General features: G+C 62.8%; 12 protein-coding genes. 7 read left to right on the top strand and 5 right to left on the bottom strand.

The annotated features are described in order from the left end of the window. The first annotated feature begins 86 nt into the window (after positions 1-86). From ACQK2M_RS05005 to ACQK2M_RS04980, 6 genes are all read left to right on the top strand, one after another. Complete coding sequence (locus tag ACQK2M_RS05005; RefSeq protein ID WP_425416888.1) at positions 87-3056, top strand: xanthine dehydrogenase family protein molybdopterin-binding subunit; 2970 nt, start codon at positions 87-89, stop codon at positions 3054-3056. Beyond that, complete coding sequence (locus tag ACQK2M_RS05000) at positions 3053-3880, top strand: FAD binding domain-containing protein (RefSeq protein ID WP_425416887.1); 828 nt, start codon at positions 3053-3055, stop codon at positions 3878-3880. The genes ACQK2M_RS05005 and ACQK2M_RS05000 overlap by 4 nt, the downstream gene beginning before the upstream one ends. Next, positions 3868-4383 (top strand): (2Fe-2S)-binding protein, encoded by a 516-nt coding sequence (locus ACQK2M_RS04995; protein WP_425416886.1) that lies wholly within the window; start codon positions 3868-3870, stop codon positions 4381-4383. The genes ACQK2M_RS05000 and ACQK2M_RS04995 overlap by 13 nt, the downstream gene beginning before the upstream one ends. Continuing rightward, entirely contained in the window at positions 4376-5899 is a 1524-nt protein-coding gene (locus tag ACQK2M_RS04990) for an AMP-binding protein (protein WP_425416885.1), read from the top strand. The genes ACQK2M_RS04995 and ACQK2M_RS04990 overlap by 8 nt, the downstream gene beginning before the upstream one ends. Before the next feature lie 35 nt (positions 5900-5934). Next, on the top strand, positions 5935-6741 hold the full coding sequence (locus ACQK2M_RS04985; RefSeq protein WP_425416884.1) for an enoyl-CoA hydratase/isomerase family protein: 807 nt from the start codon (positions 5935-5937) through the stop codon (positions 6739-6741). Between the two features lie 83 nt (positions 6742-6824). Continuing rightward, positions 6825-8090, top strand: a complete 1266-nt coding sequence (locus ACQK2M_RS04980; protein ID WP_425416883.1) for a benzoate/H(+) symporter BenE family transporter — start codon at positions 6825-6827, stop codon at positions 8088-8090. Positions 8091-8432: 342 nt separating this feature from the next. On the opposite strand, the gene ACQK2M_RS04975 is transcribed toward ACQK2M_RS04980, so the two are convergent. The 4 genes from ACQK2M_RS04975 to ACQK2M_RS04960 are packed head-to-tail and all read right to left on the bottom strand — an operon-like array spanning position 8433 to position 13155. Continuing rightward, the gene (locus ACQK2M_RS04975) at positions 8433-9323 is read right to left on the bottom strand and encodes a replication-relaxation family protein (RefSeq protein ID WP_425416882.1); all 891 of its coding nucleotides are present in this window, start codon (positions 9321-9323) and stop codon (positions 8433-8435) included. 28 nt (positions 9324-9351) lie between these two features. Beyond that, positions 9352-11529, bottom strand: a complete 2178-nt coding sequence (locus tag ACQK2M_RS04970; RefSeq protein WP_425416881.1) for a type IV secretory system conjugative DNA transfer family protein — start codon at positions 11527-11529, stop codon at positions 9352-9354. Beyond that, entirely contained in the window at positions 11526-11885 is a 360-nt protein-coding gene (locus ACQK2M_RS04965) for a hypothetical protein (RefSeq protein WP_425416880.1), read from the bottom strand. The genes ACQK2M_RS04970 and ACQK2M_RS04965 overlap by 4 nt, the downstream gene beginning before the upstream one ends. Positions 11886-11940: 55 nt before the next feature. After that, entirely contained in the window at positions 11941-13155 is a 1215-nt protein-coding gene (locus tag ACQK2M_RS04960; protein ID WP_425416879.1) for a type IV secretory system conjugative DNA transfer family protein, read from the bottom strand. Between the two features lie 330 nt (positions 13156-13485). On the opposite strand from ACQK2M_RS04960, the gene ACQK2M_RS04955 reads away from it, so the two are divergent. Next, positions 13486-13806 (top strand): hypothetical protein, encoded by a 321-nt coding sequence (locus ACQK2M_RS04955; RefSeq protein ID WP_425416878.1) that lies wholly within the window; start codon positions 13486-13488, stop codon positions 13804-13806. Positions 13807-13870: 64 nt separating this feature from the next. On the opposite strand, the gene ACQK2M_RS04950 is transcribed toward ACQK2M_RS04955, so the two are convergent. Then, the gene (locus ACQK2M_RS04950) at positions 13871-14431 is read right to left on the bottom strand and encodes a hypothetical protein (protein WP_425416877.1); all 561 of its coding nucleotides are present in this window, start codon (positions 14429-14431) and stop codon (positions 13871-13873) included. Between the last annotated feature and the right edge of the window lie 145 nt (positions 14432-14576).

The following is a 14576-nucleotide window of genomic DNA, read 5'->3' as shown; positions in this document are numbered from 1 at the left end:
ACACGGCGGTATCGCCGGCGAACCATTTTTGGCTCATCGATGCCTTTCGCTACATCCGTTCCTATCGGATACGCGGGAGGAGACCGATGAACGAACATTCGGCGCCCACGGGCTTCGTTGGACAATCGATTGAACGCGTCGAGGACGCCGGCCTTCTCACAGGGCGCGGCCGCTACATCGACGACCTGGCGACACGTCGCGACACCGCTCATGCGGCCTTCCTGCGCTCCCCCCACGCCCACGCCGAAATCCGCCGCCTCGACACCGACCGCGCGAAAGTCCTTCCCGGGGTCCTCGCCGTAATTACCGGCGACGACATCGCCCGGCTGACACATAGCCTCGTCGTTGGCGTCAAGGCCGACGTCGAATGCTGGCCGATGGCCCGCGACCGGGTGCGCTACGTCGGCGAGCCGGTGGTGCTCGTCGTTGCCGAGAACCGCTACGCCGCCGAGGACGCGCTCGATCTGATCGACGTCGATTACAATGTGCTCACCCCGGTGATCAAGCCGGGCGCCGCGCTCGCCGAAGATGCGCCCGTGCTGCATCCCTCGCTGGGTACCAACCTGATTAATGAGCGCTCCTTCCGATACGGCGATCCGGAGGGCGCATTCGAGACCACGCCGCACCGCATCTCCATCACGACCGCCTATCCTCGCAATTCGTGCACGCCGATCGAGACCTACGGGGTCATCGCCGAATTCGATCCCTGCGAGGACGCCTACGACGTCACCGCCAACTTCCAGGGGCCGTTCTCGATCCACGCGGTTCTCGCCCGCGCGCTCAACGTGCCCGGAAACCGCATGCGGCTGAGAACGCCACCGGACTCCGGTGGTTCTTTCGGAATCAAACAAGGTGTCTTCCCCTATGTTGTCATGGTCGCGGTCGCAGCGCGTGTCGCCGGGCGTCCGGTCAAATGGATCGAGGACCGGCTGGAGCACCTGACCGCATCGGTTTCGGCAACGAACCGCGAGACCAGGCTGGAAGCGGCTGTCGAAGCGGATGGAAAGATCGTCGCTCTCGCCTGGGACCAGATCGAGGATTGCGGGGCGCATTTGCGGGCGCCCGAGCCGGCCACGCTCTATCGCATGCACGGTAACATGACCGGCGCCTACGCGATCGAGAATGTCTCGATTCGCAACCGGGTGGTGCTCACGAACAAGTGCCCGACGGGCCTCAATCGCGGATTCGGCGGCCCGCAGGTCTATTTCCCGCTCGAACGTCTCGTACACAAGATCGCCGATACCCTTGGCCTTGACCGCCTCGACGTCATTCGCCGCAACCTGGTGCCGGCGGACTCCTTCCCCTATCGAACCGCCACCGGCGCGCTGCTGGACTCGGGAGACTACCACGCCGCGATTGACAGCGCGGTGGGAGCGGGAGGTCTGGACGAACTGGTCGAGCGGCGAAAGGCCGCCCGCGCCGAAGGCCGTCTCTACGGCATCGGCATGGTGGCGGCGGTCGAGCCGAGCGTTTCCAACATGGGCTACATCACCACCGTCCTGACGCCCGAGGCCCGGGCCAAGGCCGGTCCGAAGAACGGCGCGCAGGCGGTCGCGACCGTAGCCATCGATCCGCTAGGCTCGGTTTCCGTCAAGGTCGCGTCCGTTCCACAGGGGCAGGGCCACCGCACTGTCCTCGCGCAGGTAGCCGCCGACACTTTCGGCCTGCCGATGGAGGCGATCCGCGTCAACACGGAACTCGACACCGGCCGCGACGCCTGGTCGATCGCGTCCGGCAACTATTCGAGCCGCTTCGCCCCGGCCGTCGCCGGCACGGCGAAGTTGGCCGCGGAGCGCGTACGCGACCGCCTGGCCGCGATCGCCGCCTCTCAGCTCAACGTGAAGGCCGACCAGATCGAGTTTGCCGACGGCAAGATCTTCGATCGCGGCAATCCGCAGAATTCCGTCTCCTTCAGCCGCGTCGCCGCCGCCAGCCACTGGGCGCCCGGCACGGTGCCCGAGGGAACAGAGCAGACGATCCGCGAAACTGTCTTCTGGACGCCCGAGGAACTGACGGCGCCGACCGCGGCCGACGAGATCAACTCCTCCCTCTGCCACGGCTTCATCTTTGATTTCTGCGGCGTCGAGATCGATCGCGACACCGGCGCCGTGACGATCGACAAATACGTGACGATGCACGATTGCGGGCGGATCCTGCACCCCGGCATGGTCGATGGCCAGGTGCGCGGCGGTTTCGCGCAGGCGATAGGCGCCTCCCTCTACGAGGAATACGCCTACGGAACCGACGGTGCCTTCCTGACGGGCACGCTCGCGGACTACCTGATCCCGACGGTGATGGAGGTTCCGGAGCCGCAGATCCTGCACTACGAAAGCCCGTCGCCCTTCACGCCGCTTGGCGCCAAGGGCGTGGGCGAGGGCAACTGCATGTCGACGCCGGCATGCATTGCAAATGCGATCGCCGACGCAACAGGCATCGAGGATCTGACCCTGCCGCTCTCGCCGAGCCGCATATCCGCCCTCCTTGCGGGCGACGAGCCGCAACCGGCCAGGCCGCACTCCGCTCCCGAACCCTCCGGCGCTGCCCCGGGCGGGCGCGCCCTGACCGGCGAAGGGGCCGCCGACGTACCCGCATCGCGTGCCGAGGTCTGGGCCATGCTTCTCGACCCGAAGACCCTGGAGGCGATCATTCCGGGCGCCCACGAGGTCGAGAAGATCTCCGACACGGAATTCCGCGCCGACGTCACGCTCGGCGTCGGGCCTGTGAAGGGTCGCTACCGCGCAGAGATATCGCTGTCCGACATGGACGAGCCGGAAGCCGTCACGCTATCGGGAAAGACGACGGGTGCGCTTGGCTCCGGCCACGGACAGGGCCGAATCACGCTCAGCGAGACGGAGAACGGAACTCGAGTCGCCTACCGGTACGAGGCGGGAATCGACGGCAAGGTGGCGTCCGTCGGCGGCAGGCTGCTCGACGGCGCCGCCCGCGTGGTCATCAGCCAGTTCTTCCAGGCGCTCGCCCGCCAGGCCGGCGGCGGGGCCGGAGGACGGTGGTCTCTTCGCACCCGGCTTGCCTCCCTGTTCGGGAGGCGCACATGAAGCCCGCCGCTTTCGATTTCGTCCGTCCGGAAACGCTGCAAGAGGCGCTGCAGGAGCTCGGCAGGGCCGGTGGCGATGCACGTGTCATCGCCGGTGGCCAATCGTTCGTGGCCATGCTCAACATGCGCCTTGCCAGCCCGGCCGTCCTTGTCGACGTCATGGGTCTCACCGAACTAGGCCGGATCGAGAAGAGCAAGGGTGCAATCCGCATCGGCGCCGGCGTGCGCCAAGCCATTCTGCATGCCTGGCCCGATCTTTCCGATGAACTTCCGCTAGTCGCGCGGATGATGCCATGGGTAGGTCATCCCCAGACGCGGACGCGGGGCACGATCTGTGGCTCGATCGCCCATGCCGATCCGAGCGCGGAATTGCCGCTTGCGATGATCGCCCTCGGCGGCTCCGTCCATCTGCGCACGAGCCGCAAGCGGCGTACCGTCGCCGCCGCAGACTTCTTCGTTGGAATGATGGCCACCGATCTCGGCGAGGGGGAATTGATCGAGGCGGTCTCGATTCCCGTCCGCGCGAAGGGCTCCGGCTATGCCTTCCGCGAGATCAGCCGGCGCCATGGCGACTTCGCGATCGTGGCGGCCGCGGCGGTCGTCGGTCCCGATTCCGCCAGCCTTTCCATTGCCGGCGTCGACGACCAGCCGCGCCGTTTCGAGGTGCCCATGCCAGACGAGGACGGGCTCGAGGACGCGCTCAACGAGATCGCATGGAGCCTCAACGCCCGCGACGACTTCCACGCCTCCGCCCGCTACCGACGCGATCTTGTGCGGCGGCTCGGACGAAGCACGCTCGAGGAGGCAGCATCATGCCGCGCCTAACCGCCGATCAGAAACATCGCGTGCACTTCACGCTGAACGGCCGGCCGGTCTCGGCAGTCGCCGAAAACCGGATGCTGCTGACGGATCTCATCCGTCACGAACTCGGACTGACCGGCACGCATGTCGGTTGCGAACACGGCGTCTGCGGAGCTTGCACGGTGCAGATCGACGGCCAGCCGGCGCGCGCCTGTCTGACGCTGACGGCGCAGGTCGAGGGGGCGGATGTCCGAACCGTCGAGGCGTTGGCCCCGGCGCCGGACCGGCTCTCGGCCCTGCAGGCCGCCTTTAGGCGCCACCACGGCCTTCAGTGCGGGTTCTGTACGGCCGGCATCCTAATGTCGCTCGACGCGCTGCTGCGCGACAGACCGGAGGCCGGCTCCGACGAGATCCGGGAGCAACTCTCGGGACATTTGTGTCGCTGCACCGGCTACGCCTCGATCGTCGAGGCGGCGCTGTCGGCGGCGGAGGAGATTAGAAAAGAGGAGGTATCGGAGAATGTTTGACCTGGGAACGAGTTTCCTTGCCAGTGTGGCCCGCGACCCTGATGCGCTGGCCGTCGTCGATGGCGGGACGCGGCTGACCTACGCCGAATGGCTTGCCAGAATCGGTGCTCTCGTCGACGAACTTGACCGGCTCGGCCTGAAGCATGGCGACCATGTCCTGACGGCCATGCAGAACCGGTGGGAAAACGCCTCGCTCCACTGGGCCTGCCAGTTCGCGGGCCTCATCGTCACGCCGCTCAACTGGCGCGCCAAGCCGGACGAGGTAGACTACGGGGTGAAGGACGCGGAGGCCAAGGCGGTCTTCTTCGAGGCCGCGACGGCGGACGTCGTGGACGCGGCGCCGGCAGCCACCCACTTGCCGAGGGTCTCCGACGGAGATCTTGCGCAGATCATGGACCGCAGCGGTGACGAGCCGGCGCCGCGCGCCGGGGCCGACGACTGGTCGCTAATGCTCTACACCTCCGGGACCACGTCGAAGCCGAAGGGCGTGCCCCGCCGGCATCGCGCGGAGCGTGCGGGCGCGCTCGCCCATGTCGCCCAGAACCTCTACCGCCACGGCGAAACGACGCTCGGCGTCATGCCGCTCTATCACACAATGGGCGTCAGATCCCTAATTGCCTCGTCGCTGACGGGCGGCGCGTTCATCTGCCTGCCGCGCTTTGACGCGCGAAAGGCCATCGACCTCATTGAGGCGGAGAGAATCACCAACCTCTACCTCGTGCCGACGCTCTATCACGACGTTCTCCACCACGCGAGCTTCTCGCCGGAACGGGTGCGATCAGTCACCAAGCTTGGCTATGCCGGCGCGTCGATGACGGACGGTCTCTTGAAAAAGCTCGACGAGGCTTTCAAACCCGAGCTTTTTGTCAACCACTACGGCTCGTCGGAAATTTACACCTTTACCATCGAACAGAAGGCCGCGGCCAAGCCGGGCTCGGCCGGGCGCGCAGGCATCAACCAAATGATCAGGGTGGTCAAGCTGAACGCCGCTGGCCCCGACGAACTGGCCGCCCCGCGCGAGGAAGGCGAAATCATCGCGCTCGCCAAGAGCGACGAGGCTTTCGAAGGGTACTGGAAGCGGCCCGCGGCCACGGAAAAGGCGCTGCGCGGCGGCTGGTACTTCACCGGCGACACGGGATTTTTCGACGAAGACGGCGACCTCTTCGTCACCGGCCGCGCCGACGACATGATCATCACCGGCGGCGAGAACGTCTCGCCGGTCGAGGTCGAGAGCTGCCTCTCGCTGCACGACAATGTCGCAGAGGTCGCCGTGGTTGGCCTGCCGGACGAGCGCTGGGGCCAGGTTGTCACCGCCTTCGTCAAGCGCAAGGGCGACCTGACCGCCGCGCAGCTCGACGAACACTGCAAGGCGTCCGGCCTCGCCAACTTCCGTCGTCCGCGCCGCATCGTCTTCGTCGAGGAAATTCCGAAGTCGCCCGTCGGCAAGATCCTTCGGCGCATGCTTGTCGCCGGAGACTACCGGGAAGAGGCGCCCGCGCCCGAGCACCAGAACTAACACCCAAGAAACACCGACCGAAAGGACAATAAGCAATGGCCGAAGCAGCCACATTCGACGACAAGCGCCTGGCCGAACTCGACGGCTTCACAGTTTCCATCGACGCGGAGCGCCAGCGTGCCGACATCACGCTGGACCGCCCGCCCTACAACGTCGTCTCGATGGCCGCGCGCGATCAGCTTCGCCTCGTGTTCGAGGCGCTGGACGCGGATGACCGCGTGCGCATCATCGTCGTTTCCGGGGCGGGAGAGCATTTCTCCTCGGGCGGCAACATCAAGGGATTTCTCGAAGCAAGCCCCGAGCACGTGTCCCACCTTGCCTGGAACATTGCGGCGCCGGCGCGCTGCTCCAAGCCGGTGATCGCGGCAAACCGCGGCTATTGCTTCGGGGTCGGATTCGAACTGTCGCTCGCCTGCGACTTCCGCGTCGCCACCGAGACCACGCGCTACGCCCTGCCGGAGCAGAAACTCGGCCAGATCCCCGGTTCGGGCGGCTCGGCGCGGCTTCAGAAGATGGTCGGCGTCACACGCACCAAGAACATCGTGATGCGGTCCAGGCGGGTCACGGGCCAGGAGGCCTACGATTGGGGCATCGCCTCGGAGATCGTCGCGGACGCCGATCTCGAATCCGCCGTCGACGCGCTGGTCGAGGAACTGCTCGCCTTTTCGCCGCTCGCGCAACGCACGGCCAAGAAGCTTCTCAACGACACCGACGACGCGCTGCTGACGACGGCCATCGAGCTCGAGGGCCACTGCTATAGCCGCCTTCGCGCCTCCGACGACTTCCGGGAGGGCGTGACGGCCTTCCACGAGAAGCGCTCGGCGCAGTTCGTCGGTTCGTGACCAGTCATTGCCCGGCGTTCCGGCCGGGCGCCACACGCCGCATCTGGGAAACAGCGGCATCACATCGAGGGAGGAAATGAGGAATGGAAACGCAACGTAGGCACATCATCGAGCCGGCTCCCGGCTTCCGCGCGGGGCTCAGGGACCTGCCACGGCATCTCAACGTGAAGACGGTCAGTGCGGCCGTCGTCGCGGCGATTTTCGGCTGTTCCGGCCCGGCGCTCATCGTCATCGGCGCGGCGAACAACGCCGGTCTGTCGAACGGGCAGGCGGTCGCCTGGCTGTTTGCAATCTATTTTCTCGGCGGGCTGATCAGTCTTTTTCTGGCGCTGCGCTACAAGCAGCCCGTTACGGGCGCCTATTCCATACCGGGGGCTGCCCTCGTCGCCGGATCGCTCGCGACATTCTCGTTCGACCAGGCCGTCGGCTCCTTCATTATGGCGGGCGTGATCGTGCTGCTTCTGGGCGTTTCAGGCTTGATCGGAAGGGTGATGCGCTGGATTCCGATGCCGATCGTCATGGCCATGATCGCAGGCGCGCTGATGCGCTTTGCAACCGGCGCGGTCGGGTCGCTCGGCACGGCGCCGTGGATCGCCGGCGCGGCCATCGTCGCCTTCTTTGTGTCCATGCGGTGGTCGAAGAACGTGCCGCCGGTACTTCCCGCCCTCGTCGCGGGCCTCGTCGCCGCATTCGCGACGGGATCGATCGGTGGCGGCGCCGCCGAGATCTCGTTTGTCTTCCCCGAGTTCACCGCCCCGGCTTTCACGTTCGACGCCTTTTTGGCGATCTCGATACCGCTGGCGCTTCTCGTCATCGGTGCCGAGAATGCGCAGGCGACGGGCGTCCTGATGGCGGAAGGCTATAATCCCCCGATCAACATGATGACGATCCTCTCCGGCGTCGGCGGGATCGCGGCCGGGTTCCTCGGCGGGCACAACGCCAATATCGCCGGGCCGATGACGGCGATCTGCTCGTCCGAGCAGGCCGGCGAGGACAAGGAGGGACGCTACGCCGCGACGGTTGTCAACGGCATCCTCTTCGGTGCCTTCGGCCTCGTTGCCGGCGCGGCCGTTCCGGTCATCATGTCGCTGCCCGGCGCCCTCATCGGCACCGTCGCCGGCCTTGCGATGATCGGGGTGCTTCTGGCCGCTCTCCAGAACGCATTTGGCAAGAACCTCGGCAATCAGACTGGCGCCTTCGTGGCCTTGGCGGTTTCGCTGTCGAACATCTCGTTGCTCGGCATTAGCGCACCCTTCTGGGCGCTCGTTGCGGGTGTCATTGTGTCAGCGGTCATCGAGACATCAAGTCTCCAACCAAGCCCCAAGCCATCCGCCGGCCGTGCTGGTTAAGCACAAATCCCACGTATGGCCGCTTGCCCGCTTGAGAGGCAGGCGGCCGTCCGATCCTGACCACGTCTTAGACTTGGATGGCCTAAGACTGCGGTAGGTCAAAAGCCGCCGGTTTCCTGCAGGCGGATGAACATCCGCTCAACTCCCGAAAACTGCCGGCAACAGCGACGACGCGGGGAGCCCGCTATGGGGCCGCTTTCCGACCGGCCGCTCTTGGCTGCTGAGTCAATGAAGCGGACATTAGGCTGGACGGATCGTCGGCGGATACCGATCAGGTGCGGAGTCAGGTCTGCGAAGCAAGCCATAGGAACGCGGCTGCCGGAGCCAGCCCACGTAGCCGATTCATGTGTCGCTGATCACGAATTCTGTCTGTCCAGCCCTTGCCCATCCGCCGTTTGCCAGATTGGCAAATAGCTCAGGCGGCCGGAAACACCCATGGAACCCGGGAACAGTCTGGGTGAGAATGTAAGCCGACCGCTTTCCGAGAGCCGCTCGGACAGTCTCCAGGAACCTCCGCTCGTTGGTCTTTGAAGAGAACACACAGAGCAGCAGCATCCCTGCAGTAAGGCCAAAGTGCTGCTTGTAAACACCGTCGCCGATGAAGTTGGCGTAGTCCTCGATCATGCTGCGATAGCTCTTTCGGGCAGCCTTGCTGTCCTTGGGTTCGCTGCCGCGATCTGCCTCGACGCAGAAGAACCGATAGCGCCCACCATAGTCGATGCCGAACAACTGATCCGGTGTAAGCTTCTTGCGGCCAAGCTCGACAGAGAGCGTCGAGCCTGATCGCTCCAGGATTGCATGCGCCGGTATGTAAGACATGCCGGAACGTTGAAGTGATATGTCTATCGAGGCGGTGATGCAGCTAACCATGTACTGATGTACCCAGTGGCCTGACGGCCGGATGGTGTTCTCGGCGAGATCATTACCCTCGAGCCAAGCGCGAGCGCGCGGTGTCAGCTCATAGATATATGGATTGAAGCTGGCGTTCTCTGTTGCACGCTGCTGGACCGGACAAGTCAGGTAGTCGCCGCTTCTCAGCTTCTGAAGTTGGCGCAGGGACGTATCGCGATCGCGATGCGTATCGCTGGTCAGTTCATGCAAATAGAGCGAACTTTGCGGCCCGTGACGCTCGATAAACTTCAGCCAGCGCGTTTCTCGCTGCGTCGGCCGTATTCCGCAGCGGTACTCTATGTGATGGAATGTTGCACGTCCTATGGCATCATGGGTTCTCATAACCCATTGATATTACCAGATTTTACTCCTACCAGGAACTCCCGCTGGAAGTCGGATCGTCATCATCATTGTCATCAGACTTCTTCGATTGGTTCTTGTCGTCCTTGGCGGTTTTGGACGGACGAGAACGCTGACCGGGGTCAGTGTCGTCGCCTTGGTCGAAAGTGTCGTCCCGACTGGGCGCCTCGTACTCCCCGTCCCCGTCTTGGTGCTCTGCGTCCTTCTTGGCGTGGGGTTCTGCGTACTGAGCCCGGCTCAGTTTGCGGATCATCTCCATCTCCTCGCGGCTGGCGCGCGGCAGGTTCTCAAGAGCAAAGAACGGAAAATCGATGGGCACTCCCTTGAGGGTGAACCCGCGAACATAGGTGACGAGGCTCCCCTTCTTCTGACGATGCAGTAGATCGGGATCGCAATTGAACTGGCTTGAAAGCGTGCGCGCATCGCGCATGGAGATGCCGCCGGCCATTTTGATCGAGGTGTTGGCCTCAAACGCCTCCTGCAGCTTTGAGTCCAACTGGCCCAGAAACTGGTGCGCCATCACCATGCCGACCCTATATTTGCGAGCCTGGGAGAGAATGACCGCGATGTTTTGATCAAAATATTCATGCGCCTCATCGATGTAGCAGATGACCGGCGTGCGCTCGCCAGACGGGATTGTCGCACGTTCCTGTGCAGCCTGTGCAATCAACGCGATGAAGAACCGACCGAAGATCTCCGTTCCATCCTCCTTGAGCAATGACTTTGCCGTGTTGATCAGGATGAGCTTGCCCGCGTTCATCTCGGCAAACATGTCGAACTTGGAACGCGGATGGGTGAACATCCGCTCGAAGGTCCGGTTCTCAAGAACGGCATACAATCGCCGTAGTACCTGCCGCCTGGTCTGATCGAACTCCTTCGTGTCGAACTCATTGGCAAAGAAACTGCGCGCGGTCCCGTCGAGTTCGGCGATCGCATTCGCATAAGTCTTGGTGCCGCCCGGCTCCAAAAGTTCGCGGAATGTATGGATGGTCGCATCCGGTATATGCAGCATCAGCCGGGTCAGATAGCGGAAGACCACACTCTGCTTCGGCGTCATCGCCGCCGACAGTAGCGTACCGAGCACGAAGTCATAGAGTTCGATGATCGAATTGGTCAGCCGCTCGCGCTCCAGGTCGCCGTAGGTGGCAAGGCGTTCCTTGCCGACGCCGAACAGGTTCAGGCAGACCGGGAAGGCAATGTCTTCAGGATCGATGAGAACGATAAGCTCCGGCGGCACGGTCTTGGCGCGCAGCAGGTTGGAGATCATGTCGCCCTGGCTGTCGATGACGATGACGCTCTTGTCGCCGCGGCTGATATCCTCGAGATCGCGAACGATGTGATACTGCAGCGTCTGCGTCTTGCCGTGCCCCGAACCGGCGATGATGTGGGTGTGTTCAAAGCGCGTCGCTTCGGGAATACCGAATGGGATCCGGATCGCGAACAGGTCGATCAGCGGCGTGCCTTTCAGATAGATCTCTGGCGCATCGTCGCCCTTGTAGTCGGAGGGATGGACCGGATTGGTGCGATGAGTCTCAGCGAAGTTGGCGTTCAGTCGCTCGCGCAGCTTAGCAAAATGGTTATAGTCGTTTTGCTCGAAGAACGGCGCGATCACATCGGCAACGATCAGGTTGGTCTTGTCGAGGAACTGGGCAGCTGGAACCAGCAGCTCTCCCTCCATGGCAGGTAGATCGCGCGCGATCGCGGCAAGGCTCCTGGAGATCGTCGCCAGCGCCGATATCGCCATGTTGCGGTCGAGACCCGCTTGGGCAGCCCGTGCGACCATATCGCGATACCGCGCGCCCTCGATTGAGTTCAATACCGGCGGCGGCGGCGGAATATCGGCGGAGATGTGTTCTGCTTCAAACAGCCGTTTGCCCATCTCGGCAAGCTGCGCCCTGACCGCGGGCGGTGTTTTCGCAGGCACCTCGGCCAGCAGGGCACGTTCGATCTCTGTCTCGGTGAATACCACATTGGCATTGCGCACCGACGCCAACAGCGCTTCGGTCTGCTCGCGAGCCAGTCGTTCAAGGCGAGCCGGATGGTCACGCCAAAATCGGTAGAACAGATAGCTCGGAATGCCGACCAGCGCGATCGGTGTGACAAACAGCGCGAGCACAATAAGCAAGGCAAGCCCGAGGAAGAGGACGAAAGCGCCCTCGACGGTGTCGGTCCTCAGGCCCGGGATCATAGCTCGATCACCTTGTCCTCACCGGGATCGGCATTGCTTGCGAGCCAGTCCTTCATCGCCTGCAACGCGGCCAGCAGCCTTGCCTCATAGGCCTTGGCATCGGAAGGATTGGCCGTTCGATGGCGATCCGGCTTGCGCTCCAGGAGATGACCGACGCGCAGATGATACCAGTCGGGATTGTCGTCAGGATCGACACCCGCCGGCATACGCTCCAAAAGGACATGCCCGGTCAGTCGCCGCTCAACAATAATCTGGCGTTCTTCCTGGGTGAAGTCGACCGTGACGCAGACGTCGTGCCAGACGTTTCTGAAGACAACGCCTTCCTTGATCTCTTCATGGCGAATGCTGATCCGCAAGTCGGTCTCGCCCCCACTTCCCCATCGACATTGGACCGGCATCCGGTTTTGCCTGTCAAGTCCGCGGGCCGCCTTCGGCCTCGCGGAAGCGTCTGGCGACGAAGCGCTCGACACGTGTCCGCCGGATCGTGTGGTGGCGGCGCGAATGGGCGCGAATACGCCGCGCTATCTCAGGCCTCGGCGCAGCCTCTATGTCCGGATCGACCTTGAGGCTGGTGCGGCCGGCCGGAAGCGAAACCTGGGCCGCATAGACCGGCGTCTCGGATACGGCATGCCAAACCTGGTTGACCGGGAACTCGTGGCGGAGCGCCTCTGCATCGGCTTCGCCGACGCGGAACACGATCTTGGTACCGACCGTCCCAAGAATCGCATCCCGCAGCCTGACAGGCAGCTGTGCGATATATTGGTGGCAGAGCGTCAGGCTGACATTGAACTTGCGAATACCGGACAGCATCTCGGTGAGCGTGCCGGGTGCAAAATGGTGGCATTCGTCGAGATAGATGTGGAACGGTTGTCGATCTTCCCTCGCCAGCGTGGCCATATGCAGGCGCGCCAAGAGCAGGCTGCCGAGCATTTGCGTCTTTTGCAGACCAAGCCTGCCCTGCGGCAGGCGGGCGATCAGGATCTTGCCGCCGAGAACTTGTTCGAGCCGGATCGTGCTTTTGGGATAGCCGATCACACCCCGGACGCGCGGATCGGCGACAAGGGCGCCGATCTTGTTGAGGGTCGAGCGCGTCGTCTCGCGACGCTCGCGCTCCGACAGCGCGGTAAAGTCGTAGGTCCAAAAGGACCGGATCGCCGGATCCGTTACATAACCGATCGCCTTCTGTCGGAACGGTTCGCTGGTCAGCATGAAGCGGATATCCATAAGCGTCGCGCCTGGCATCGCGAGCAGCGCGGCAACTGTGTTGTACAGGTATTGGTCGAGCACTGGCGTCGAGAGCGTGTCGTAGCCCCAGATCGATTTGAACGTATCGACCATCGACGACGCAACGAATGGCCGCCACGTCGTCGGCACATCGGCGATGAGATTGATCGGCGCCGCGTTCTCGTCGTCGGACGGATCGAACAGGATCACGTCCGTCCGTCTCGCGGAAGGAATCTGTTCGAGGAGCGCATCGGCATCTTCGCCATGCGGATCGACATAAAACAACCCGTCGCCGCGGGCGATGTCGTCGAGCATCATCGCCCGCATCAAGGTCGACTTCCCTGTCCCGGTCTTGCCGAGAATGTAGCGATGCTGGAAGCGGTTGGTGTGAGGCAATTCCATAAGGACACGTCCCCAAGGACCGGGTCTCTCCTCGTGTGGTAGCAAGGGGACATGATGTGAGGACGTGTCGTCAAGGAACAGTCCATCTTAATTGTACCAGTCCTTTTTCCCCTTAAGGGAAAGTCGTCAGTAAAGTCCCGTCACCAGTCGTCTGGCCTATTGGCCATGACTTCACCCCGTCTGCCGGTCTGCGCGGGACGCGCAGCCGGGTCTGGAGGCGTCATGCCGACAGCATGACGGGGTGAAGTCATGGGCGGATGCCCTGACGACTGGTGACGGAATGTGGTGCTATGTACTGTGCCGTATACCCATAGGAAATACCCATAGAGGTTGGGTATTTCCTATGGGTATCGCCTATGTGTAATTGCCTGGCGGCTTTCCCGCTGCAACGGGCAAACGGTCACGCTGAACAAGCAGCGTGCCGGGTGCAATGTCCATGAAGACGACGCAGACGGAAACCATTCAGACGAGATCCAACCAAACCATCTGGAGAATGGCTTATTCCAGACGGGATCAGAACAGACCGCGCCCGCCCTGCTTGCGCAAGACAGCATCGTGACGACCCTGGCGTCGAACAAAACGGCCCGCGACGAAGAGGCCAAACCCTGCCATCAGGAGCAGCAAGCCAAGGAATGGTATCCAGGCTGTTAGCAGCCCGATCAGGCCCAACAGGCCGCCAAGACCCATCATGATGGCACCGCCGGTCTGCACGATCTCAGCCCAGCGAATCCCGGTATTCGATCGCGGCTTGCTCTGTCCGGAATTGCTGTCCGTTGACGACATAGACGCCGGCGCGGTTCTCGATCGCCGGCTTGTTTGAATCGGATGGCCAATTCGGCTTGTAGGTGGCTTGCGGTTGTTGCACGCCGGAAGGGTCGATACTGCCTGGCGTCGCCGGATCGCCTGGCTGATTCAATGGCGCCTGCGGTCCTGAAGTCTTAGCCGCCTCGCTGGCGCGCTGAAATAGCCCATATGACGATGACGCAATCTCCAGCTGTCTGCGATTGAGAGTGACAAGCTCTCTGGTCATCTCCGCAGTGTCGATACCGGCTCTGCCCATTTGAACAAATGCAACTACGATAATGCCCATAAAGGCGATCGCGGCGCCCGGCATCGAAGCGATAACACCGGCCGCAATATTTGTACCGCCGTAGATCGAATGCAGCCCCTTATCGAAGGCAAAAAAAGCAAAAGCTACGCCCACGAGAATCCCAATCCAGGCTACAAACTCGGCAAATGAAAGAAGAGACCTGGCTGTTCCATAATGCCTTGACATATCCCCCTCCCCGTTTAGAGCACACAAATGATCATCTATTGGCTAGCAGCGAGTCAATATGGATCAGTGAATGCCCAGCAACTCCAAGACGCTTGATCAGAATAAGTTTCTAATAATACAAAGAGATTCTATAACGAGAACTCCT

The sequence above is a fragment of the Oricola indica genome (assembly GCF_965227485.1).
In the GTDB taxonomy this organism is placed as follows: domain Bacteria; phylum Pseudomonadota; class Alphaproteobacteria; order Rhizobiales; family Rhizobiaceae; genus Oricola; species Oricola indica.
This window is presented reverse-complemented; position numbering and strand designations above follow the sequence as displayed.

Excerpts from the sequence above, each read along its gene's own strand:
- ACQK2M_RS05005 (WP_425416888.1), top strand. The coding sequence starts at position 87 with ATGAACGAACATTCGGCGCCCACGGGCTTCGTTGGACAATCGATTGAA.
- ACQK2M_RS05000 (WP_425416887.1), top strand. The coding sequence starts at position 3,053 with ATGAAGCCCGCCGCTTTCGATTTCGTCCGTCCGGAAACGCTGCAAGAG.
- ACQK2M_RS04995 (WP_425416886.1), top strand. The coding sequence starts at position 3,868 with ATGCCGCGCCTAACCGCCGATCAGAAACATCGCGTGCACTTCACGCTG.
- ACQK2M_RS04990 (WP_425416885.1), top strand. The coding sequence starts at position 4,376 with ATGTTTGACCTGGGAACGAGTTTCCTTGCCAGTGTGGCCCGCGACCCT.
- ACQK2M_RS04985 (WP_425416884.1), top strand. The coding sequence starts at position 5,935 with ATGGCCGAAGCAGCCACATTCGACGACAAGCGCCTGGCCGAACTCGAC.
- ACQK2M_RS04980 (WP_425416883.1), top strand. The coding sequence starts at position 6,825 with ATGGAAACGCAACGTAGGCACATCATCGAGCCGGCTCCCGGCTTCCGC.
- ACQK2M_RS04975 (WP_425416882.1), bottom strand. The coding sequence starts at position 9,323 with ATGAGAACCCATGATGCCATAGGACGTGCAACATTCCATCACATAGAG.
- ACQK2M_RS04970 (WP_425416881.1), bottom strand. The coding sequence starts at position 11,529 with ATGATCCCGGGCCTGAGGACCGACACCGTCGAGGGCGCTTTCGTCCTC.
- ACQK2M_RS04960 (WP_425416879.1), bottom strand. The coding sequence starts at position 13,155 with ATGGAATTGCCTCACACCAACCGCTTCCAGCATCGCTACATTCTCGGC.
- ACQK2M_RS04950 (WP_425416877.1), bottom strand. The coding sequence starts at position 14,431 with ATGTCAAGGCATTATGGAACAGCCAGGTCTCTTCTTTCATTTGCCGAG.